The organism is Vreelandella rituensis, assembly GCF_003336665.1.
Lineage (GTDB): Bacteria > Pseudomonadota > Gammaproteobacteria > Pseudomonadales > Halomonadaceae > Vreelandella > Vreelandella rituensis.
In genome coordinates this window covers 1-19,906 of sequence record NZ_QPIJ01000040.1, presented here as the reverse complement: position 1 = coordinate 19,906, position 19,906 = coordinate 1, and the positions used below count along the sequence as shown (strand labels likewise).

At 58.1% G+C, this 19,906-nt stretch carries 23 protein-coding genes; 18 read left to right on the top strand and 5 right to left on the bottom strand.

Translation table 11 applies throughout. The annotated features are described in order from the left end of the window. The first annotated feature begins 11 nt into the window (after window positions 1-11). From DU506_RS14920 to DU506_RS14890, 7 genes are all read left to right on the top strand, one after another. Complete coding sequence (locus tag DU506_RS14920) at window positions 12-968, top strand: PDR/VanB family oxidoreductase (protein WP_114487702.1); 957 nt, start codon at window positions 12-14, stop codon at window positions 966-968. Between the two features lie 18 nt (window positions 969-986). Next, window positions 987-1,535: a TRAP transporter small permease subunit gene (locus DU506_RS14915; protein ID WP_114487701.1), complete on the top strand. Its 549-nt coding sequence runs from the start codon at window positions 987-989 to the stop codon at window positions 1,533-1,535. Continuing rightward, window positions 1,528-2,859 (top strand): TRAP transporter large permease, encoded by a 1,332-nt coding sequence (locus tag DU506_RS14910; protein WP_114487700.1) that lies wholly within the window; start codon window positions 1,528-1,530, stop codon window positions 2,857-2,859. Before DU506_RS14915 ends, DU506_RS14910 begins: the two co-directional genes overlap by 8 nt. A gap of 41 nt (window positions 2,860-2,900) precedes the next feature. Continuing rightward, entirely contained in the window at window positions 2,901-3,929 is a 1,029-nt protein-coding gene (locus DU506_RS14905; protein ID WP_114487699.1) for a TRAP transporter substrate-binding protein, read from the top strand. A gap of 61 nt (window positions 3,930-3,990) precedes the next feature. Continuing rightward, a complete protein-coding gene (locus tag DU506_RS14900) occupies window positions 3,991-4,182 on the top strand; it encodes a 2-hydroxymuconate tautomerase (protein ID WP_114487698.1) in 192 nt (63 codons plus the stop codon). A 32-nt stretch (window positions 4,183-4,214) separates the two neighbouring features. Further along, a complete protein-coding gene (locus DU506_RS14895; RefSeq protein WP_114487697.1) occupies window positions 4,215-5,144 on the top strand; it encodes a flavin reductase in 930 nt (309 codons plus the stop codon). Window positions 5,145-5,221: 77 nt separating this feature from the next. After that, window positions 5,222-5,785 (top strand): nuclear transport factor 2 family protein, encoded by a 564-nt coding sequence (locus tag DU506_RS14890; protein WP_114487696.1) that lies wholly within the window; start codon window positions 5,222-5,224, stop codon window positions 5,783-5,785. A 147-nt stretch (window positions 5,786-5,932) separates the two neighbouring features. On the opposite strand, the gene catC is transcribed toward DU506_RS14890, so the two are convergent. Both catC and DU506_RS14880 read right to left on the bottom strand, forming a co-directional pair. After that, on the bottom strand, window positions 5,933-6,223 hold the full coding sequence (gene catC, locus DU506_RS14885) for a muconolactone Delta-isomerase (RefSeq protein ID WP_114487695.1): 291 nt from the start codon (window positions 6,221-6,223) through the stop codon (window positions 5,933-5,935). Between the two features lie 49 nt (window positions 6,224-6,272). Next, a complete protein-coding gene (locus tag DU506_RS14880; RefSeq protein ID WP_114487694.1) occupies window positions 6,273-7,391 on the bottom strand; it encodes a muconate/chloromuconate family cycloisomerase in 1,119 nt (372 codons plus the stop codon). Window positions 7,392-7,497: 106 nt separating this feature from the next. On the opposite strand from DU506_RS14880, the gene DU506_RS14875 reads away from it, so the two are divergent. After that, the gene (locus tag DU506_RS14875) at window positions 7,498-8,409 is read left to right on the top strand and encodes a LysR family transcriptional regulator (protein WP_114487693.1); all 912 of its coding nucleotides are present in this window, start codon (window positions 7,498-7,500) and stop codon (window positions 8,407-8,409) included. Between the two features lie 5 nt (window positions 8,410-8,414). Here DU506_RS14875 and DU506_RS14870 read toward each other — a convergent pair whose 3' ends face one another. Beyond that, window positions 8,415-8,891, bottom strand: a complete 477-nt coding sequence (locus DU506_RS14870) for a MarR family winged helix-turn-helix transcriptional regulator (protein WP_114487692.1) — start codon at window positions 8,889-8,891, stop codon at window positions 8,415-8,417. Between the two features lie 423 nt (window positions 8,892-9,314). On the opposite strand from DU506_RS14870, the gene DU506_RS14865 reads away from it, so the two are divergent. The 9 genes from DU506_RS14865 (at window position 9,315) to DU506_RS14825 (ending at window position 17,971) form a co-directional block, all read left to right on the top strand. Beyond that, window positions 9,315-10,157 (top strand): CoA transferase subunit A, encoded by an 843-nt coding sequence (locus tag DU506_RS14865; protein WP_114487691.1) that lies wholly within the window; start codon window positions 9,315-9,317, stop codon window positions 10,155-10,157. Continuing rightward, window positions 10,154-10,927 carry a CoA-transferase subunit beta gene (locus tag DU506_RS14860; protein ID WP_114487690.1) on the top strand — a complete coding sequence of 258 codons (774 nt, stop codon included), beginning with the start codon at window positions 10,154-10,156 and terminating at the stop codon, window positions 10,925-10,927. Before DU506_RS14865 ends, DU506_RS14860 begins: the two co-directional genes overlap by 4 nt. Before the next feature lie 11 nt (window positions 10,928-10,938). Continuing rightward, window positions 10,939-12,141 (top strand): 3-oxoadipyl-CoA thiolase, encoded by a 1,203-nt coding sequence (pcaF, locus tag DU506_RS14855; protein ID WP_114487689.1) that lies wholly within the window; start codon window positions 10,939-10,941, stop codon window positions 12,139-12,141. Window positions 12,142-12,153: 12 nt separating this feature from the next. Beyond that, window positions 12,154-13,332 carry an alpha/beta fold hydrolase gene (locus DU506_RS14850; RefSeq protein ID WP_114487688.1) on the top strand — a complete coding sequence of 393 codons (1,179 nt, stop codon included), beginning with the start codon at window positions 12,154-12,156 and terminating at the stop codon, window positions 13,330-13,332. Window positions 13,333-13,353: 21 nt separating this feature from the next. Beyond that, window positions 13,354-14,559 (top strand): MFS transporter, encoded by a 1,206-nt coding sequence (locus DU506_RS14845; protein WP_114487687.1) that lies wholly within the window; start codon window positions 13,354-13,356, stop codon window positions 14,557-14,559. Next, complete coding sequence (pcaQ, locus tag DU506_RS14840; RefSeq protein WP_114487686.1) at window positions 14,560-15,501, top strand: pca operon transcription factor PcaQ; 942 nt, start codon at window positions 14,560-14,562, stop codon at window positions 15,499-15,501. Window positions 15,502-15,597: 96 nt separating this feature from the next. Then, a complete protein-coding gene (gene pcaH / locus DU506_RS14835) occupies window positions 15,598-16,332 on the top strand; it encodes a protocatechuate 3,4-dioxygenase subunit beta (protein WP_114487685.1) in 735 nt (244 codons plus the stop codon). A gap of 56 nt (window positions 16,333-16,388) precedes the next feature. Beyond that, entirely contained in the window at window positions 16,389-17,021 is a 633-nt protein-coding gene (gene pcaG / locus DU506_RS14830; RefSeq protein ID WP_114487684.1) for a protocatechuate 3,4-dioxygenase subunit alpha, read from the top strand. A 128-nt stretch (window positions 17,022-17,149) separates the two neighbouring features. Beyond that, window positions 17,150-17,971 carry a 3-oxoadipate:acetyl-CoA acetyltransferase gene (locus tag DU506_RS14825; RefSeq protein WP_114487683.1) on the top strand — a complete coding sequence of 274 codons (822 nt, stop codon included), beginning with the start codon at window positions 17,150-17,152 and terminating at the stop codon, window positions 17,969-17,971. 111 nt (window positions 17,972-18,082) lie between these two features. Here the strand turns inward: DU506_RS14825 and DU506_RS14820 are convergent, their stop codons facing one another. Both DU506_RS14820 and tnpA read right to left on the bottom strand, forming a co-directional pair. Continuing rightward, complete coding sequence (locus tag DU506_RS14820) at window positions 18,083-18,925, bottom strand: DODA-type extradiol aromatic ring-opening family dioxygenase (RefSeq protein WP_114487682.1); 843 nt, start codon at window positions 18,923-18,925, stop codon at window positions 18,083-18,085. A gap of 165 nt (window positions 18,926-19,090) precedes the next feature. Continuing rightward, window positions 19,091-19,507 carry an IS200/IS605 family transposase gene (tnpA, locus tag DU506_RS14815; protein WP_114487681.1) on the bottom strand — a complete coding sequence of 139 codons (417 nt, stop codon included), beginning with the start codon at window positions 19,505-19,507 and terminating at the stop codon, window positions 19,091-19,093. A 56-nt stretch (window positions 19,508-19,563) separates the two neighbouring features. On the opposite strand from tnpA, the gene DU506_RS14810 reads away from it, so the two are divergent. Further along, window positions 19,564-19,906 (top strand): hypothetical protein (locus tag DU506_RS14810; RefSeq protein ID WP_220254403.1); only part of this gene is annotated, 343 nt, incomplete at its 3' end.

Genomic DNA, 19,906 nt, shown 5'->3' with positions numbered 1-19,906 from the left:
TGGAGATGACCATGCAAGATGACATCATAACGCTACGAGTTGTGCGCCGCGACGCCCACACCAATGAGATCGCGGTGATCGACCTGGCGGCTGTGGATGGCGGTGAGCTGCCGGCGTTTGAAGCAGGTTCTCATATCGATATCCACCTTGATGACGGAATGATACGCCAGTATTCGCTAAGTAACCCCCCTGGCGAACGTCATCGTTATCGTCTCGGTGTTCTGCTCGATCCCGCTTCGCGGGGCGGTTCTCAGGCAGTACACGAACGCCTGCACGAAGGAACCGAGGTCAAGGTTAGCGTGCCACGCAATCTTTTCCCGCTGGATGAGTCGGCACCACACAGTTTGTTGCTGGGCGGTGGTATCGGTATTACGCCGATGATCGCCATGGCGTACGCGCTGCAAGCGGAGGGTCGCTCCTTCGAATTGCACTACTGCTGCCGCTCCCGGGAAAAGGCGGCCTTCATCGATGAGCTGGAAAGTACCTTCGGTGACGCGCTCGTGTTGCACTTCGATGACGGCGAGCCATCTCAGCACCTGCATATAGAAACCGTGCTCGCTGCGCAGCCGGCTGACACACACCTCTATGTTTGCGGCCCAACAGGTTTCATGGATTGGGTCATCGGGGTGACTCAGAAGGTTGACTGGCCGAAGCCCCGTGTCCATTCGGAATACTTCACCGCCGAGGTCGACACCAGTGGCGCTGCCTTTGAGGTAGAGGCGGTGGCCAGCGGTGTTACCGTCCAGGTGGAAGAGGGCATGTCCATTGCTCAGGCGCTCAAGGCGGCCGGTGTCAAGGTGAACGTTTCCTGCGAGGAGGGTGTTTGCGGTACCTGTATCTCCGAGGTACTAGAGGGGGTTCCCGACCACCGGGATCACTTCCTCAGCGATGAAGAGAAAGAAGACAACGATCAGATTGCGGTGTGCTGCTCCCGGGCCAAAACCCCTCGGCTAGTTATCGATATCTGAGCGATTGAGGAGAAGGGTATGGGTGTCCGATCTGTTCGCTGGTGCGAGAGGTTGTTGAACTTCTGCGGTCTGTGTCTACTGGCCATCGCCTTTATTATTGGCGTCGGCGTGTTGATGCACCTGCTGGGTCTGTCCCGACTGATCGACTTCGAGCGTTCCTATTGGCTGGTGGGCGAATCAATCACCTTCAACAGTCTCATGGGGCTTCAGGTGTTGTTATTTTCCATGGCCATCATGTTGGCTATTGCACCGGTACTGTTGCTGGATCGCCATGTACGGGTGGATATCCTGAACGCACGGCTTTCGCAGCGTGGACGGCGCTGGCTCGATCTGGTCGGTCATCTTTGCTTCGCGCTCCCCTTCTTCGGGTTTCTGTTGTTGCCCTCCTGGCGGTTCGTCGAGCGTGCCTTCCTTACAGGTGAACGATCTGCAGATGGCGGACTAAACGATATATACGTGATCAAAGCAATGCTTCCCATCGGGATCACCATGTTCCTGTTGGCGGTATTGATTGTGATCGTCACCTTGTTTCGTGGGCGTTCCCCAGAGGAGGACAACCATGGTTGAGCATTGGATACCACTGTTGATGGTGGCACTGCTATTCGCGGGAATACTTTCCGGTTATCCCGTAGCGCTGGTACTGGGAGGAGTCTCGACGCTATTCCTAGTAACCTCTGATCTGCCCTTGGCTTTCTCTAACCTGATGTTGACGCGCATATATGCCAATGCCTTGAACAACTGGCTGTATATCGCAATACCGATGTTTATTCTGATGGGCTTACTTTTGGAGCGCACTGGTCTGGCCCGGAATGCTTTCCGGGTTAGTGAGCGGCTGTTGCATCGCTTACCAGGCCACCTCTCGCTGACAGTCTTGTTTGTTGGTGGACTACTGGCAGCTACCACGGGCGTTGTCGGGGCCTCGGTAGTACTCTTGTCCGTGCTGGCCCTGCCGCGAATGCTCGAGGCTGGCTATTCGGCCCGTACTTCCTCAGGGTTGATCTCAGCCTCAGGTACCCTGGCAATCTTGATGCCGCCCTCGGTCATGCTGATCGTTCTCGCCAGCCTAGTGGCGGTGCCGGTGGGCCAGCTTTTCCGCGCCGCCCTAGTGCCAAGCGGCATGCTGATCCTGCTTTATGGCCTTTACTCGCTAGTTACTGCCTGGTGGAGAACGCGCCAAGAAGATACATCTGTCCCTATACCGAAAAAACAGCGTGAGGGCTCGTCCGGCCCGTGGCGGGATGCCCTGGCGCTCGCCCCCTTTCTGGTACTGATTCCCCTAGTATTGGGGGCGATTATCACTGGGGTTGCCACGCCTACCGAAGCAAGCGGTATCGGGGTGCTGGCGGTATTGCTGTTCGCCGGGCTGACCGGCAAAGCTAAACTGGTCTCAGTATTGGCAGCGGCCCGGGAGACCAGCATCGCCACCGCCATGATCATGCTGTTGGTGATCACCGCAACCTGCTTCTCGTTAATCTTCAAGGGTGTGGGGGGCGATCGCCTGATCCTCGCAACACTGGGGCTGATGGGGGCCGGTGACTGGAACGTGATCCTGTTGATCCTAGTGATGGTCTTTCTGCTCGGCTTCTTTCTGGATTGGCTGGAGATCTCGCTAATTCTGATGCCGATTTTTGCTCCCCTCGTTAGCCAACTCGACCTCGGCAATGGCCTTTCCGGCGGCGCACTCATGGTGTGGTTCGCTGTGCTCTTTGCCATCAACCTGCAGACCTCCTTCCTGACCCCACCCTTCGGTATCTCGCTGTTCTACCTCAAGGGCGCCATGGGAGATCGGGTATCCACTGTCGATATATATCGCGGCGTGGTGCCCTTTATCGCGATACAGCTGCTGGTGCTCTTGCTCATCCTGCTGTTTCCCGCGGTATTGCTGCTTTAACAACTGTTCTAATCAACCCGAGTACATCAAGGAATCCAATAATGAACAAGCCATTGACTCGCTCCCTCATCCTCGCTGGGGCCGCTTTAGCCTCCACCGGGGCCATGGCCCAGACCCTGACATTGCAGTCGGCCTTTCCGTTCAGCCTGAAGGTCATCGATGATTCCATCCATCGTTTTGCCCAGGATGTCGAGACCGCTACGGAGGGTGAGCTGAGCTTTACACCCTACGATGCTGGAGCCTTCTCGCCCCCTTTCCAGATCCTCGAAAATGTAGGTAATGGCAGCTTGGATGCTGGCTGGTCAGCGGCGAGTTATTGGGCAGGGCAGATCCCTGCCGCGGCATTATTCCAAAGTATTCCATTCGGGCCGGACGTACCCCAATACTTGGCATGGTTATATAGCGGCGGTGGGATTGAGCTTTGGGAAGAGCTTTACCGCTCCCACAATGTTGTGCCGATCCCCTGCGGCGCGATGGTCTCCGAGGCAGGCGGCTGGTTCATCGATGAGATTACTAGCGTTGAGGACCTGCGCGGCATGAGTATGCGTATTAGTGGACTCGGTGGCGAGGTGATGAGCCGTTTAGGAGTGTCGCCAGTCTCTATCCCGGCAGGCGAGACGTTCTTAGGTCTCGACACCGGACGCATCGGCGCTGCCGAGTTGAGCTTCCCGACCATTGACGTCAGCGCAGGCTTTCAGGAAGTGACTGAACACTACTACTTCCCCGGCTGGCATCAGCCCGGCAGTCTCAATGAACTCATCGTTAATGCTGATGTATGGGGTGGCCTTACAGATGGCCAGCGTCTAGCTGTACGCCATGCCTGCAGCGATTTGAGTATCCAGATGTACGGTCAGCAAATGCAGGCTCAATCAGCTGTGCTTGACGAATTCCGCGAGGCAGGGGTTGAAGTGGAACGCTTCCCTGACGAGGTGTTGGAGGCATTGAGCGAGGCGACGCGCGAGGTGCTTGAGGAGAATGCACAAGCCGATGGCGATTTCCGCAAAGTGCTCGAATCCTTCCGTGCCTACAGCGAGAACTATGAAGAGTACAAGAACCTGACCGAATTTTAGTGTGGTGTGTCCTGGCCTCGGCTGGGGCTGATTCGCAAAACCTGACAGGAGCCAAGAAGAAATGCCCACCGTTCACGTTTACATGATGTCGGGTCGTACCCAGACCCAGAAAGAAACCTTGATCCGCCGGGTGACCGATGCTGTCACGACGTCCGTAGATGCTCCTGAGGAAAACGTGCGGGTGATCATCAGCGAGATTCCCAAGAGTGACTATGGCATCGCGGGTACTACCGGCGAGAAGCTAGGTCGCTGAATATAAAAATAAACTGTGCTGGAGGAAGTTAGATGAGTATTGATAAAAGAGATTTTCGCCGCGCCTTGGGCAAGTTCGCCACTGGAATCACGGTGGTTACCACCCGTAGTAGTGAAGGCGAGCATTTTGGCGTTACCGCGAGTAGTTTTAACACCGTGTCGATGGACCCGCCGCTGATTCTGTGGAGCCTTGATAAGGGCGCCCACAGCTTGGCCACTTATCGGGATGCCGAGTATTTCGTGGTCAATGTGCTGGGGAATGACCAGGTTGATATATCCAATCGTTTTGCGAGCCGCGGTGAGGATAAATTTGCCGGTATTGCCATCGAGGAAGGCCTTGGTGGTGCCGCCAAAGTGAGGGATTCGGCAGCATATTTCGAGTGCAAGACCTGGAACATCTATGAGGGTGGCGACCACCTGATTATTGTCGGCGAAGTAATGAATTACGGATGCCGGGATGAGGGCAGCTCCCTTGTGTTCCACAACGGCCGCTACGCAGTGCCCGAGCCGCATCCCATGATGCTTCCCGTAAATGAACACAGTGCCCTGGATGGCCGCCTTGGCAAGCATTTGCTTTATCTAATGCGCCAGGCCCTTGCCGCTTATCGCAGCGATTTTTATCCACGCCTCAGCAGTTTGGAAGTCAACGACAAAGAGTGGCGAATCATGACTCTGCTGGCGGATCGCGGGGCTTTGGAGGTCGATGTCTTAGCCAGGAGTGTGGCTCAGCCTTTGAAGGATATCGGGGATACGTTGAGCGGGCTTCAAGATCGCAACCTGATTTATTTAGACAGCGATCGCCGGGTCATGCTTAGTGAAGAAGGGCAAGTGCTGGCACTAAGGTTATTGGCCATGGCTGACGATTACGAAAAACGCTTGCTTGAGTCTCTGGAAACCGAGGAAGTTAAAGCGCTTAAATCAGGGTTGAGCCGAGTAGTCGAACGTCTTGGCGCCTCGGTTTAACACTGAGCTGGCTTAAAAACGCATCGGATAAAATAAAACTACCAAGAGCGGTGGTAAGAGTTAAACCGGAGAGAAAAATGTCTGAAGTATCGAGTGCTGAACTCAATCTTTTGGTAAAACGCATTGAGGCGTTGGAAGCTGAGGCTGATATACGCCGACTCCAGGCGCGCTACATGTTTCTTTGTGATACGCCGCTTCCCGAGTATGGCGTGAAGGATGATGCTGAGCGTATTGACATGATCATGGAGCTCTACACTGAAGACGCCATTTGGGAAGGTGTCGGCGATTATTACGATAATCAGTTTGGACGACTTGAGGGCGCAGCTGCTATCCGCAGCCATTTTGAGAACTTCTGGGGCGAGAAGCGTGACCCCGAGCTGCTGCTAAACGTGCACTACCTGACTTCCGAGCAGATCCATGTGCATGGTGATATAGCAGAGGGCCAGTGGGTGCACTGCCAGCCATGGATATTTTCCAATGGCAAATCACTTTTGCGTTCGTCGCGGCTAAACAATGCCTTCCGCCGGGAGCCCAATGGTAGTTGGAAAATTACCAGGACTCGCACCGAGAATGTCTTCGTGGCACCCCTTACCGAAGGTTGGGCGGAGGATTTCGTCAAGACCTCAGTGTTGATGAAGTAAACCTAACAGCGATTTTCCAAAACGGTGCAGCAAACTTAATCAACGCTGATTTCTCCATTGACCGATTTCGTGACGGTCAATGGAGAAGCGATTACAAGGCGTTATCTATCTCTATGTAAGCGGGAGCTGGCGTGCTTTACCATCGCTTCAGGAATCATCCTCGCGAATGGAGGATGGGTGACGGCACAACGGTTTCACGCTGATGTCCATGTAAGGGAACAGCGGCAAGTTGCTGACCAGCTCTTGCAGCTCGGCGTTGTCTTTGACGTCAAAGATACTGACGTTGGCGTAGCTACCCGCAACCCGCCACAGGTGGCGCCACTTGCCTCGGCGCTGTAGCTCTTGGGCATACGCCTTCTCGGTGGCTTTAATTTCGGCCGCTAGCTCTGCGGGCATGTCGGGTGGCAACTTGACGGTCATCTCTACCTGAAACAGCATAAATTTCTCCTCAGCAATCGCGCTTGGCGCGAAAGAAATAGTCGGGTATCTACTTGCGTGAATAGTGGGCCAGCTTGTCTTCATCCAGGGTGAGGCCAAGCCCCGGCCCTTGGGGCAGGTCCACCCCGAATTCGGTGTAGTTTAGCGGTTTGACGACAATGTCATCTTTGAGTAGCAGGGGTCCGAACATCTCCGTGCCCCAGGCCATCTCCGGCAGTGTCGCCCAGGCATGCAGCGAAGCCGCGGTGCCGATGCTGCCTTCGAGAAGCGTGCCGCCATAAAGGCCCACGCCGGCCGCTTGCGCCACATGGGCAAGCTCCAACACGCCGTAAATCCCACCGGATTTGGCAATCTTCAGTGCGAAAGCGCCGTTAAAGCCGCCGCATACCAGATCGAGCCCGTCGCGCGCGTCCTGCACCGCTTCATCAGCGAGCATCGGGACGTTGAAACGCTTCGCCAGACGAATCAGCCCGGCGTGTTCACGGGCGGGAATGGCCTGCTCGATCAGCTCGATACCGGCATCTTGTAGCATTTGTATGCCGCGCACGGCGGTGGATTCATCCCATGCCTGGTTGACGTCGACGCGCACGCTGGCACGCTCGCCGAGCGCCTCTTTGATCACCGCGACGTGGCGCACGTCTTGATCGACCGGGTTGGCACCGATTTTGAGCTTGAAGTCGCAGTGACGGCGCTGCTCCAACCGCAGCAGCGCTTCGTCGATGTCTTTTGTGGTATCACCGCTGGCCAGCGTCCACAGCACCGGCAGATGCTCTCGGCGTGCCCCGCCCAGAAGTGCCGCTACGCTTAAGCCCTGGCGTTTGCCCTGGGCATCGAGAAGCGCCGTTTCCAGCGCGGATTTCGCGATCATATTGCCGCGCACATGACGGTTTAGGCGGGCACGTAACGCATTAATATTGCTCGACGGCTGGCCAATCAATAGCGGTGCCAGGTAGGTGTCAATATTGCGTTTAATGCTCTCCGGGCTTTCCGGCCCATAGGCTAAGCCACCGATGGTGGTCCCTTCGCCCAAACCCTCGATACCGTCGGAGTGGCGCATGCGCACAATGACCATGGTTTGGCAGGCCATGGTGGTCATGGAAAGCTTGTGTGGACGGATGGTCGGTAAATCGACCAACAGCGTCTCAATGTGTTGGATGATGGTTGACATGGTTTCTCCGGCGTCAGGCAATCTTTTTTACTGGCTCGCAGTTTGATTGCGTTTAGAAGACGAAACCAATATTGTTTGGACACCTTGCTATACCTTGGGAGGTATCATGGAACTACGTCAGTTACGTACCTTCTGCATTGTTGCCGAAGAGCTCAACTTGACTCGAGCGGCTGAGCGATTGCATATAACTCAGCCACCGCTTTCCCGTAAGATCAAATCTCTCGAGAATGAGCTGGGTTCAAACTTGTTTGTAAGAAGTTCTCAAGGATTAGCGCTAACCGCCACCGGCCATTTGCTCTACGAGCAAGCCTGTCAGCTCTTGGACAAGGTGGAAGCCACAAAGATGGCTATTCGACGTCTGGAAGGCCATAACAAACCACTACTCAGCATTGGTTTTGTTCCATCGGTGTTCTATGACCAGTTACCAATGTTAGCGAGAGATTTGCGACGAAAGGATGAGGTTGAGTTAACGTTAGCCGAGTTAACGACCGTGCAACAGGTACAGGCACTGAAAACCGGACGCATCGATATAGGTTTCGGTCGGTTGCGGATTGACGATCCGGAAATAGAACAGGAATTACTCTTCGACGAACCGTTGCTGGCTGCCTTGCCCGAAGGCCACTTCTTGGAAAAAAAGACGCCGTCTCTGGAAGATCTAGCTCGGTTTCCACTGATCTTGTTTCCTGCTAAGCCCCGGCCTAGTCTGGCCGACATGGTGCAGGGGCTTTTTCACCGCCGTGGCATAAAAATCCAGATCGTTCAGGAGACTAACGAGTTACAGACGGCTCTAGGATTAGTGTCTTCGGGACTCGGTATTACCTTGGTACCGGAGCAAGTCCAAAATGTTCAGCGTACGGGAATAAGCTATGTTCGTCTGGCTGATAACAGCATCACCACGCCTGTCATCTGCAGCCGCCGTAAAGGTGAAGCCAAATCAGCCCTCGTACAGGAAATCATTACAGCTCTCATTCATCATCGATATACGATAAAAAATCGCGTAGGCAACTTCGATAATTGATGGTGTCAAAGTTTCCCAAGGTTGGTAAGCATCTTGCTCAAGCATCGGTTGAGAGCCACAATTTCCTCCGTAGTCAATCCATCGAAAGCCTTTTCCACCAGCCGGTGGGTAAGTTCACGAGCCACCACAAGCTGAGCCTCTCCCTGTTCGGTCAGCTCGACCTCCGTGACGCGACGATCATCGTTGGAATGAGCGGTTACAACCAGTTCGGCCTCTTGCATCTTATACACGATCTTGGTGATAGTAGAGAGCTTTGCCACGGCATGGATGGCGATATCCGACATGCTGAGCCGCCCATGTTCGTAAAGAATCATTAGTACGCGCCACTTGGAGGAGCTTAGTCCCTTAGGCTTGAGCAAGCTGTCCATATCTGCGCTGTATTTAGCACTCAGGCGAGCGACCCAGTAGAAAGGAAAGTCCTTGGAGCGAAACTCTTCCGAGAGGGGAAAGAAGGAAGGGGAAAGTGCATCCTTGTCGGCCATGGGCTCATACCATCAAAAAATAGTTGACTATTCTAGCATGTTGCCTCGCCCTTCAGCAGCGCACCTTACGCTGAATCCTACCTGCCATTTGGCTGAAAATCCCCACTGCCAGCGCTTTATCGCTGGCCGAGCTTGAGCGTGCCAGTGATCCGGCTTTATACCTTGGTAGTAGTGAAGCCCAGGTGAAACGTGCCACTGACTGGCTGATGAGTGTTTAAGTTTTTGTTTTGAATATTTTTATTTCGAATGCCTGAAATGACCAAACCTGTTGGGTGAGTAAACGGGATTTGACGCTGGGGATCTGGAGGATTAATTTGTTCGTATAACAAACCTATGTTCACTGGCCGAACTCTTTGCAAGCTCTTTGGTGTCCACCTGGCGTGACCATCGAGATCGGCTCGAATTACCAGGAGAAAAATCCAGATGGCCGAGTTCCTCAGCTTGCATGACGCAGTGGCGCGCTACGTCGAAGACGGCGCCACCGTGGCCATGGAAGGCTTTACCCATTTGATCCCTTTTGCTGCGGGTCACGAAGTGATCCGCCAGAAAAAGCGTGACCTGACCCTGATCCGCCTGACGCCGGATCTGATCTACGATCAACTGATCGGCGCGGGCTGCGCCAAGAAGGTGATTTTCTCCTGGGGAGGCAACCCGGGTGTCGGGTCGCTGCACCGGTTGCGCGATGCCGTCGAGAAAGGCTGGCCGCACAAGATCGAGATTCTCGAACACAGCCACGCGGCCATGGCCTGTGCCTTCGAAGCCGGTGCCGCCGGCCTGCCGCTGGCCGTCTTGCGCGGTTATGTCGGCAGTGAACTGCCCAACGTCAACGACCAGATCAAGTTCATCGAATGCCCCTTTACCGGCGAACGCCTGGCGGCAGTGCCTTCGGTACGTCCGGACGTTTCCATCGTTCATGCCCAGAAGGCGGACCGCAAAGGCAATGTCCTGGTGGAGGGGATCGTCGGGGTACAGAAGGAAGCCGTCCTGGCGGCCAGGCACAGCATCGTCACTGTCGAGGAAATCGTCGACGATCTGACCACGCAGCCGGACTATCACCCCAACACCTGCATCATTCCGGGCTGGGCGATCAGCGCCGTGGTGGTGGCCGTGAAGGGCGCCTATCCCTCCTATACCCATGGTTATTACGATCGCGACAACCGCTTCTACAAGGAGTGGGATGTCATCGCCCGTGACCGCGATACCTTCACCGCCTGGCTCGACGCTAACGTTTACAACGCTTCATCCAGCGCAGAAGGAGACGCCTGATGACTGATTACACCTCTGCGGAAATGATGACGGTCACCGCCGCCCGCGCGCTGGAAAACGGCATGACCTGTTTCGTGGGTATCGGCTTGCCCAGTGAGGCGGCCAATTTGGCACGCCTGACCCATGCCCCGGACGTGGTGCTGATCTATGAATCCGGCACCCTCCAGACCAAGCCGGAAGTGTTGCCGCTCTCCATCGGTGACGGCGAGCTGTGCGAATCGGCGCTGACCACCGTGGCGGTGCCGGAAATGTTCCGTTACTGGCTGCAGGGCGGCAAGGTCAATGTAGGCTTTCTTGGGACCGCGCAAATCGATCGCTTCGCCAATCTCAATACCACCCTGATCGGCGATTACCAGTCACCCAAGGTACGCCTGCCGGGCGGCGGCGGGGCGCCGGAGATTGCCACCAACGCGGGCGAAGTCTTCATCACCCTGAAACACTCCAAGCGCGCCTTCGTGAAGGACGTGGATTTCGTCACCACCCTGGGCTTCGGCCGCGACGGCAAGGGCCGTGACGGTGTGCCCAATATCGGCAAGGGGCCGACCCGGGTGATCACCGACCTGTGTGTGATGAAGCCCGACCCCGCGACCAAGGAGCTTACCGTGGTATCGCTGCATCCCGGCGTGACCCGTGACGACGTGATCCAGGCCACCGGCTGGGAAATTCGTTTTGCCGAGACGCTGGAAAGCACCCCGGTACCCGAGGCCAACGAACTGGAAATCCTGCGTGAGCTCAAGGCACGCACCGACCGCAAACACGCTGGCGCCTAAAGGAGAGCTGCATGAGCAACGTCTATATCTGTCACCCCCGACGCACCGCCGTGGGTCGCTTCGGCGGCACCCTGGCAAGCGTACGTCCCGACGATTTCGCCGCGACCATTTTCAAGGCGGTACTCGCCGAAGCCCCGGCGCTCGACCCGGCGGCGATCGAGGAAGTCTTCATGGGCTGCGCCAACCAGGCCGGTGAAGACAACCGCAACGTGGCGCGGATGTCGACGCTGCTGGCGGGTATGCCCACCTCCATTCCCGGCACGACCCTGAACCGTCTGTGCGGTTCGGGCATGGACGCGGTGGGCACGGCGTTTCGCGCCATCAAGGCCGGCGAGATGGCGCTGGCCCTGGCTGGCGGTGTGGAATCCATGTCCCGGGCGCCTTTCGTCATGGGCAAGGCCGACAGCGCCTTCTCGCGTAGCCAGAAAATCGAAGACACCACCATCGGCTGGCGTTTCATCAACCCCTTGATGAAGAAGGCCTACGGCGTCGATTCCATGCCGGAAACCGCCGAAAACGTCGCCGAGCAGTTCAATATTTCCCGGGAAGACCAGGACGCCTTTGCGCTGCGTTCTCAGCAGAAAGCCGCTGCGGCCCAGAAGGCCGGACGCTTTGCCGAGGAAATCACCGCCATCGAAATACCTCAGCGCAAGAAAGCGCCGTTGGTCTTCGATGCCGACGAGCACCTGCGCGAAACAACCCTTGAAAAGCTTGCCGCGCTACCCACGCCGTTTCGTGATGGCGGCAGTGTCACTGCGGGCAATGCATCAGGCGTCAACGACGGCGCCGCGGCGATGCTGGTAGCCAGCGAAGCGGCGGTAAAACAGCATGGCTTGACGCCGATGGCGAAGATTATCGGCATGGCCACCGCCGGTGTCGAGCCACGCATCATGGGCTATGGCCCGGTTCCCGCGGTCAAGAAATTGCTGGAACGCAGTGGGGTGTCGCTGGACGAGATCGACGTGATCGAACTCAACGAAGCCTTCGCCGCCCAGGCCCTGGCCTGCCTGCGAGACCTGGGGATTGCCGACGACGACCCCAGGGTCAACCCCAACGGCGGCGGTATCGCCCTGGGCCATCCGCTGGGCATGTCCGGCGCTCGCCTGCTGCTGACCGCCGCCCACGAGTTGCAGAAAACCGGCAAGCGCTATGCGCTGTGTACCATGTGCATTGGCGTGGGCCAGGGTATCGCCACACTGATCGAACGGGCTTGAGGAGGCACGAAGATGGCATTTTTTACGGTTAATGGTCGCAGCGTCGCCTATCGCTTGCTGGGTGCCGAGGCACTGCCGCTGGTGATTCTGGCGCATCCCCTGGGCATGAGCCAGGCGGTGTGGGATGACATGCTTCCCGCGCTGCTGCCGCGTTATCGGGTGCTGACCTGGGATCTTCCCGGTCATGGCGCAAGCCAGGCCTGGCCCGAGGATGGCGGAGCGATCACCCCTGAGGATCTTGCCGGTGAAGCCTTGGCGCTGGCCGACCATGCGGGCGCTAGGCGCTTTCATTTTGTCGGCACGTCCATCGGCGGTGTGGTTGGCCAGCAGCTGATTGCTGAGCATGGCGATCGCCTACTTTCCGCGACGTTGACCAACACGGGGGCGGTGATCGGCAATCCCGAGCTGTGGAATACCCGTGCCGGCCGGGTGCGCGAAGAGGGCTTGGCGGCGATGTCCGAGGAGATCGTGCCGCGCTGGTTTGCACCAAAGGCGTTTGAAGCCAGCCCCGCACTCAAAGCGGGTTGGTGCATCCAGATGGGCCGTGGCGACGATGAGTCCTATGCCAGGCTGTGTGAAATGCTGGGGAGCCATACCTTCACCGGCAAGCTCTCCGGCAAGCAGGTCAAGGTACGGCTGCTGGGCGGTACCGAAGACATGGCAACGCCGCCTGCTACTCTCGAGGCTCTCAGTGCCGAATGCGACGGTGCGCCGCTGGAGATTTTCGACGGCATCGGCCATGTGCCTTCGGTAGAAGCACCGGGGCTGTTCGCCGAGAAGCTGCTGGGGCTGGCGGTGGACCTCGGCGATGTAGGCAATCAAGGCGTGGCATACGCCACCGGCCTGGAAACCCGCAAGGAGGTACTGGGCGAAGAGCATGTGGCGCGCTCGACCGAGAACGCCAACAGCCTGGATGCGCCATTCCAGCAGATGATCACCCGCCTGGCCTGGGGAGAGCTTTGGAGCAACGACGATCTCACTCGGCGCGAACGCAGCATGATCACCACCGGCATTCTTGCCGCCCTGGGTCGCGAGGAGCTTAAATTGCACCTCAAGACCGCTAAGCGTATTGGCCTTTCCGAGGCCGAGCTGCGCCAGGTGCTGATGCATGTGGCCATCTACGGCGGTGTGCCGGCGGCCAATCATGCGTTTGCCATGGCCAAGGAACTGGGGTGGGGCGACAACCATTGATGGCAGGCCGGGAGGAACAGAATGCGCGGTGAGACAGCGACCCTGGATGCGCCGGGTCAGTGGCGGCAAGCACTACTGATCTATGGCCTGTTGTGGGGCCTGGGGCTCTACCTGCGCCTGACGGTGTTGGTGGTACCGCCTCTGATCCCCCAACTCAAGGCGGTACTGGGGTTCACCAGCGGTGAGGTGGCCATTGCCACCAGCCTGCCGCTGGTGACGCTGGCCCTGGGCGGCCTGGCCGCCGGCTGGTTGCTGGCCAGGGTCGGTGTGCTTTCCAGCATGTTGTTGGGGCTGGCGATAATGGCAGGGGGCAGCGCACTGCGTAGCCTACCAGAAGGTTTTCTGGCGATGATGGTGGCTACCGTGATCATGGGCGTGGGCATTGCCTTCATGCAGGCGGCCATGCCGGTGCTGGCCAAACTCTGGTCGCCGGGGCGTGTTGGCCGAGCCTCCGCGGTCTATACCAACGGCCTGCTGTTGGGTGAACTGTTGGCTGCGGGGGCCACCGGCCCCTTGGTAGCGGTCTGGCTGGGCGAGCAGTGGCAGTGGGCCTTCGCTCTATGGGTGGCGCCGGTGCCGCTGTTGATGCTGGCTCTGGCTGCGGGGAGTCGTCGGCTTCCGGCGACCGGGCGGGGCTCCTCCACGGCCTCGCTGGTGTTGCCGGATCGTCACGATGCTCGCATGTGGCGTCTGGTGACGCTGCTCGGTGCCGCCGCGGCGCTCTACTTCACCGGTAACGTCTTCCTGCCGCCGTTGCTCGAAGACAGCGGGCGCCTGACGCTGCTTTCGCCCAGCCTGACGGCCCTCAACGGTGCCCAAATGCTTTCCTCGACGCTGTTGATTCTCTATGCCGATCGGCTGATGGGGCATTACCGTCCGCTGGTTGCCATTACGGCACTGGCCTTGCTGGCGCTGCCGCTGATGCTGTGGCTGCCGGGACGCCACGTAGTCTGGGCCGCCGGGTTGTTCGGCTTCTTTACCAGTGCGCTGTTCATCTTCGTGCTGGCGCTGCCCGCCTGGTTGGTGCGTGTCGAGGCGTTGCCGCGGTTGATGGGTGGGATGCTGTTCTTCGGCTATCTACTGGTCTTCGTCATTACAGTAGTGGGTGGCGGGCTCTACGATCTTTCGGGCGTCGTGGCGCTGGCCTTCTTGCCGACTCTGGCGATTAGCCTGGCGGCCATGGCGAGCACCCGCCGACTGCTTGCCTCTCGGCAGCGGGAGGCCTGAATGCTCAACGCCCGCATCAAACTTCGCCACCTGCAGGCCTTCCTCGAGGTGGCCCGCCATCGCAGCTTTGCTCGTGCCGCCGAGCGTCTGGCAATTACCCAGCCGGGCATGTCCAAGACGATTCGCGAACTCGAAGAGAGCCTCGGCGCCTCGCTCTTCGAACGCACTCCCAAGGGCGTGGCGCTGACCCAGGCGGGCCTGACCCTGCTGCGCCACGCCGGGCCGGCCATGCGCGCCCTGGAGGAGGGCGTGGCTGCGGTTGGCGACGCCCACCGCGGCGTCCGCAGGCTGCGTGTAGGCGCGCTCTCCACGGTGGAGAGCCGGCTGCTGCCCGAGGCCATTCGGCGCTGGCACGCCGAACCCGGCGGGCAGAACGACGTGGGCGTACACGTGGTTTCCGGCTCCAGCGCCTTCCTGCTCTCGCGTTTGCGTCGCGGCGAACTGGACCTGGTGGTGGGACGCATGACCGAGGCCCGCGAGATTCGCGACCTGACCTTCGAGCATCTCTACTACGAGCCGTTGCTGCTCAGCGTGCGCAGCGGCCATCCGCTGGCCGCCATCTCCCCCCTCGACCCTGCCCGGCTGGGCGACTTCCCCTGGGTGCTGCCGCCGCCCCAGACCACCCTGCGCCAGCAGGTCGACAGCTTCTGCGTGCGCCATTCGCTGGTGCTGATGAGCCAGCGGTTGGAGACGCTTTCGTTGCCCGTCAGCCGAGGCTACACCCTGGAAAGCGACGCGATCTGGGTCGCACCCGAGGAAGCCATCGCCGAGGACCTGGCAGCGGGGCGGCTGTGCCGTCTCAGCGTAGATCTGGAATCCCAGGGCGGCTCCGTTGGGCTCTGTTTCAATGCCAGCATGCAGTCCTCGCTGGCGCTGGAGGAATTCTGTGAGGTTCTTCGAGAGGTGGCGGCAGGCATGATGCTGGAGAGAAGTACGACATAACCCCAGGGTTATGTCGGGCGCTGAAGACGTCAATAGGCAGGCCTGCGACACGCCGCCACACTCACTGAGATTCCCCTCATTACAGAGACAATCACTATGCAGGACGACAACAAACGCTTCGTAGCTCGTGACCGTAACTGGCATCCCCCGGCCTATGCGCCCGGCTATAAGACATCCGTGGCGCGTTCGCCGCAGCAGGCGCTGGTAAGTATGCAAAAGCCTAGCGTCTCGGAGCTTTCCGGCCCGGATTTTCGCGCACTGCGCATGGGGCCTCATGACAATGACCTCTTGCTCAATTTTCGCCAAGATCAGAGTCAAGGCCAAGGTCTTCCCCAGGGCGAGCGCATCATCATGTTCGGTCGTGTGGTCGATCAATTCGGCAAGCCGGTGCCCCACACACTGGTGGAGATGTGGCAGGCCAACGCGGGTGGCCGTTATCGCCACAAGAACGATAACTACCTGGCCCCGCTGGACCCCAACTTCGGCGGTGTAGGTCGTTGCCTGACCGATGATCAGGGCTGGTATCGCTTTCGTACCATCAAACCCGGCCCTTACCCTTGGCCCAACGACATGAACAGCTGGCGTCCCTCGCACATTCACGTCTCGGTAATGGGTCCATCGATCTCCACTCGCCTGATTACTCAGATGTACTTCGAGGGCGATCCGCTGATCCCGCTGTGCCCTATCGTCAACACCCTCAAGGATCCCGACGCCGTCGAGACCATGATTGGCCGTCTGGACCTGGCCCGCAGCAATCCCATGGATTGCCTGGCCTATCGCTTCGATCTGGTGGTGCGTGGCGAGCTGCAGACCTTTTTCGAAAATCAGTGATCAGTTCGAAAACAGTGATCAATTCGAAAATCAGCGACAGCACAGGGGTAAATAGCATGAAACAACCAAATTCCGTACCCAGCAGCGAGCTAATGTTGCGTGAAACCGCCTCCCAGACGGCAGGGCCTTACGTGCATATCGGCCTGGCCTTGGCGGCAGCCGGTAACCCGACCCGCGATGAAGAAATCTGGAACGAGATGGCCAGGGATGATGCCGAAGGCAAGTTGATCGAAGTAGTCGGCACCGTGATTGACGGCAATGGCGATCTAGTGCGTGACGCCTTTATCGAAGCGTGGCAGGCCGATAGCGATGGCAAGTATCAGCTTGAATATGACCAGCAAAAGCCGTTCAACAGCTTCGGGCGTACCGCGACGACGTTTGACAACGGTAGCGAGTGGTCGTTGAAAACCATCAAGCCCGGCCCGGTGGCACACGCCAGCGGTCAGTCGATGGCACCGCACATCAACCTGTCAATCTTCGCCCGCGGGATCAATATTCAGCTGCAGACGCGCCTCTACTTCGACGACGAGGCTGATGCCAACGCCAAGTGCCCGGTACTCACGCGTATTGAATCCCCAACCCGGCGTCAGACGCTGATCGCCAAACGCGAAGAGGCCGATGGCAAGGTGATCTATCGCCTCGATATCCGTCTGCAAGGCGAGGGCGAGACGGTCTTCTTCGATTTTTGACCAGAAAGGATCGAATCAGATTCTAACCACGAACTCTGCCTGTGGGTGGGGTTCCTGGTGGTCATCAACGAGTCGGAAACGCTTGTCTATCAACGCCGATGTAGCGTCTCGGTACAAGGAAAGGCAACATGTCTAACCCCTGCATTATTTGTGTCGCGATTACCGGCAGCCTGCCACGCAAAGAAAACAATCCCGCCGTACCCATCACGCTCGAAGAGCAGATCGAAAGTACTCAGGCGGCTTTCGAGGCTGGGGCCAGCATTGCCCATTGCCATGTGCGCAACGCTGATCAGACGCCTTCTTCAGATCCGGAGAAATTTGCCCGCCTTGTCGAGGGATTGAAAAAGCATTGTCCGGGGATGATCATCCAGCTCTCCACCGGTGGACGCTCCGGCGCAGGCGAGGAGCGTGGCGGCATGTTGCCGCTCAAACCCGATATGGCCAGTCTCTCGGTGGGCTCCAACAACTTCCCCAACCGCGTCTACGAAAACCCGCCAAAGCTGGTTGAGTGGCTCGCCGACGAGATGATTAAGTACGATATCAAGCCCGAGATCGAGGCGTTCGACCTGTCGCACATCCATCAGGCGGTGAATCTCTCGAAGCAGGGCAAGCTTAAAGCACCGCTGTATGTGCAGTTTGTGATGGGTGTAAAAAACGCCATGCCGGCGGATAAACCGACCTTTGATTTCTATATCGAAACCCTCAAGCGCCTCGCCCCGGATGCCCAGTGGTGCGGTGCGGGCATCGGTGCCAACCAATACCGGCTCAACGAATGGTCGATTGCCGCCGGAGGCCACACTCGCACCGGGCTTGAGGATAACGTGCGTTTAGATCGCGATACACTAGCCCCTTCCAATGCCGCGCTGGTCGAGCGCACCGTGGCATTGTGCGAGAAGTACGAACGCCCGGTGGCGACCTGGCAGCAGGCGCGCGAGATTCTTGGGCTATAAAAGCCTAGCTGGCAAGGCTTTCGACGATGCCGCCTTCCATGCGCAGTACCGCACCGTCGCAGCACGGGCTTAGTTATAATGGTGGAAGTAAAAAAGTGTGGTTGTTTCACTTCAACCGAAGCGATAGGCCGAAAGTTGCGTCTTGAGCACCTGTTCCGAATAGATCTTTCGGCCGTGGTCTTGGCCTGCCGCGCCTGCGGCGACCATCAGCGGAATAAGGTGCTCCTCGTCACCAGGAGGATGACACTGGTGCGCATAAGGGGCTTGTGGCCATTGGCTCAGGCTGGCGCGGCGCTGCTCTGGTGCAGATTCTACGGCGTGGGTCAGCCATTCATCGAAGGCTTCCGAGGGCGCGGTAAAGTGTGCATCACCATAGCCACGCATGTTGTGGAAGCTCATGCCGCTGCCGACGATCAACACGCCTTCATCACGCAGCGGCGCCAAGGCCTCACCGGCAGCGAGATGCGCTGTAGGGTCGAGATCGTTGCGCAGTGACAGTTGCACCACGGGGATATCCGCCTTGGGGAACATCAGTTTCAGCGGTATGAACATGCCATGGTCGAAGCCCCGCTCGGCATCCAGGCGGCTGGAAAGGCCGGCCTGGGACAGCAATCCGGCAACCCTCTCGGAAAGTGCCGGCGCACCGGGTGCTGGGTAGGTGAGGGCGTAGGTGGGCGCTGGAAAACCATAATAGTCGTAGATCAACTCAGGGGCTTCACCGGCGGTGACGCTGAAGCCTGGTGTTTGCCAGTGGGCGGAAACCATCAGGATTGCACGGGGGCGGGCCGCTAGGGTACCGGCAACGTTCTCGAGGAAGTCCGCCATACCACGCCAAGTGTCCTGTGGATTCCACTCCATGAAGAAGCAGGGGCCGGCGCCGTGCGGTATAAACAGTACCGGTTGGATAGTTGCCGCCGAAGAAGGCGTTGCGTGAGAAGACGTTGCAAAAGACATGAAGTGACTCCTTGGGCCTGCAGGCCGCTGAACCCTAATGAGCGTTACTATAGCGTCCTCCAATAAATAGGAGAGCCAGGCTTTGCTGCTGAACGCTTTTAACATTTCGCGCGGAATTCCACGTCCAAGCCACGCATTGGGCGTGGATGGATAGCGCGCCGTCCGTCAGGACGGCCTGGTCTGGTTCTGGATGTAGCGCTTGATGATCTCCGTGTTCGCACCATCGCCCACGCTGAGCATGCAGTACGACCTGGACCAGAAGCGCTCGCCCCAGAGCTGTGTCTTAATGGTTTCCCAATGGTCTTTCCTGATCCGCCGGCTCGTCACGGTCTTGATGCTGTTGACCCGCTTGGCCGGCATGACGGAGGGGTGAAGTTCCAGCAGGATATGGACATGATCCGTTTCACCCGAAAATTCCAGCACACCCACGTCGGACATCTTGCAAACGCGGCGGATGTGTATTTCCAGGTCCTCCATGATCGCCGATGTAATCACCTCTCGCCGATAAGCGGTCACTAACACTAAATGGCACTTTAGATTAAAAACACAATGTGGGTTTGATCTTAACGTAGTCTTAGACATTGACACTAATCTCTTTTGCCACTAATGTTAGTTCAATCGTCACAGGGGAGCAATCCATGCCTGTCCGTCGCGTCGAACGCATCATGATCCGTCCCGGCCACGCCAACTACCTGGCCTGCCATCGGTATTGTTCGGCCGCGAGAAAAGTGGCTAACGCCACGCTCTATCACATGCGTCAGGCGCTGTTCGCCGAGGCACCGATCAGTGCCAGCCAGGCCGACAAGCTGCTGAAGAAAGAGCACAAGGACGTTTATCAGCTACTCCCTTCGGCGGGGGCTCAACGGATGACGCAGATAGTCGGCGACGCCTGGAAGGGCTGGCTCGCGGCGAAAGATGACTTCAAGATCAATCCTCACAAGTACCAGGCGTGCCCGAGAATCCCCGGTTACTCGAAGGGCG

Bases quoted from the DNA above. Each gene is read 5' to 3' on its own strand.
- DU506_RS14825 (WP_114487683.1), top strand. From the start codon at position 17,150: ATGTCTAACCCCTGCATTATTTGTGTCGCGATTACCGGCAGCCTGCCA.
- pcaG (WP_114487684.1), top strand. From the start codon at position 16,389: ATGAAACAACCAAATTCCGTACCCAGCAGCGAGCTAATGTTGCGTGAA.
- pcaQ (WP_114487686.1), top strand. From the start codon at position 14,560: ATGCTCAACGCCCGCATCAAACTTCGCCACCTGCAGGCCTTCCTCGAG.
- DU506_RS14905 (WP_114487699.1), top strand. From the start codon at position 2,901: ATGAACAAGCCATTGACTCGCTCCCTCATCCTCGCTGGGGCCGCTTTA.
- catC (WP_114487695.1), bottom strand. From the start codon at position 6,223: ATGCTGTTTCAGGTAGAGATGACCGTCAAGTTGCCACCCGACATGCCC.
- tnpA (WP_114487681.1), bottom strand. From the start codon at position 19,507: ATGTCTAAGACTACGTTAAGATCAAACCCACATTGTGTTTTTAATCTA.
- DU506_RS14880 (WP_114487694.1), bottom strand. From the start codon at position 7,391: ATGTCAACCATCATCCAACACATTGAGACGCTGTTGGTCGATTTACCG.
- DU506_RS14875 (WP_114487693.1), top strand. From the start codon at position 7,498: ATGGAACTACGTCAGTTACGTACCTTCTGCATTGTTGCCGAAGAGCTC.
- DU506_RS14900 (WP_114487698.1), top strand. From the start codon at position 3,991: ATGCCCACCGTTCACGTTTACATGATGTCGGGTCGTACCCAGACCCAG.
- DU506_RS14920 (WP_114487702.1), top strand. From the start codon at position 12: ATGCAAGATGACATCATAACGCTACGAGTTGTGCGCCGCGACGCCCAC.
- DU506_RS14890 (WP_114487696.1), top strand. From the start codon at position 5,222: ATGTCTGAAGTATCGAGTGCTGAACTCAATCTTTTGGTAAAACGCATT.
- DU506_RS14865 (WP_114487691.1), top strand. From the start codon at position 9,315: ATGGCCGAGTTCCTCAGCTTGCATGACGCAGTGGCGCGCTACGTCGAA.
- DU506_RS14820 (WP_114487682.1), bottom strand. From the start codon at position 18,925: ATGTCTTTTGCAACGTCTTCTCACGCAACGCCTTCTTCGGCGGCAACT.
- DU506_RS14895 (WP_114487697.1), top strand. From the start codon at position 4,215: ATGAGTATTGATAAAAGAGATTTTCGCCGCGCCTTGGGCAAGTTCGCC.
- DU506_RS14870 (WP_114487692.1), bottom strand. From the start codon at position 8,891: ATGGCCGACAAGGATGCACTTTCCCCTTCCTTCTTTCCCCTCTCGGAA.
- DU506_RS14915 (WP_114487701.1), top strand. From the start codon at position 987: ATGGGTGTCCGATCTGTTCGCTGGTGCGAGAGGTTGTTGAACTTCTGC.
- pcaF (WP_114487689.1), top strand. From the start codon at position 10,939: ATGAGCAACGTCTATATCTGTCACCCCCGACGCACCGCCGTGGGTCGC.
- DU506_RS14845 (WP_114487687.1), top strand. From the start codon at position 13,354: ATGCGCGGTGAGACAGCGACCCTGGATGCGCCGGGTCAGTGGCGGCAA.
- pcaH (WP_114487685.1), top strand. From the start codon at position 15,598: ATGCAGGACGACAACAAACGCTTCGTAGCTCGTGACCGTAACTGGCAT.
- DU506_RS14850 (WP_114487688.1), top strand. From the start codon at position 12,154: ATGGCATTTTTTACGGTTAATGGTCGCAGCGTCGCCTATCGCTTGCTG.
- DU506_RS14910 (WP_114487700.1), top strand. From the start codon at position 1,528: ATGGTTGAGCATTGGATACCACTGTTGATGGTGGCACTGCTATTCGCG.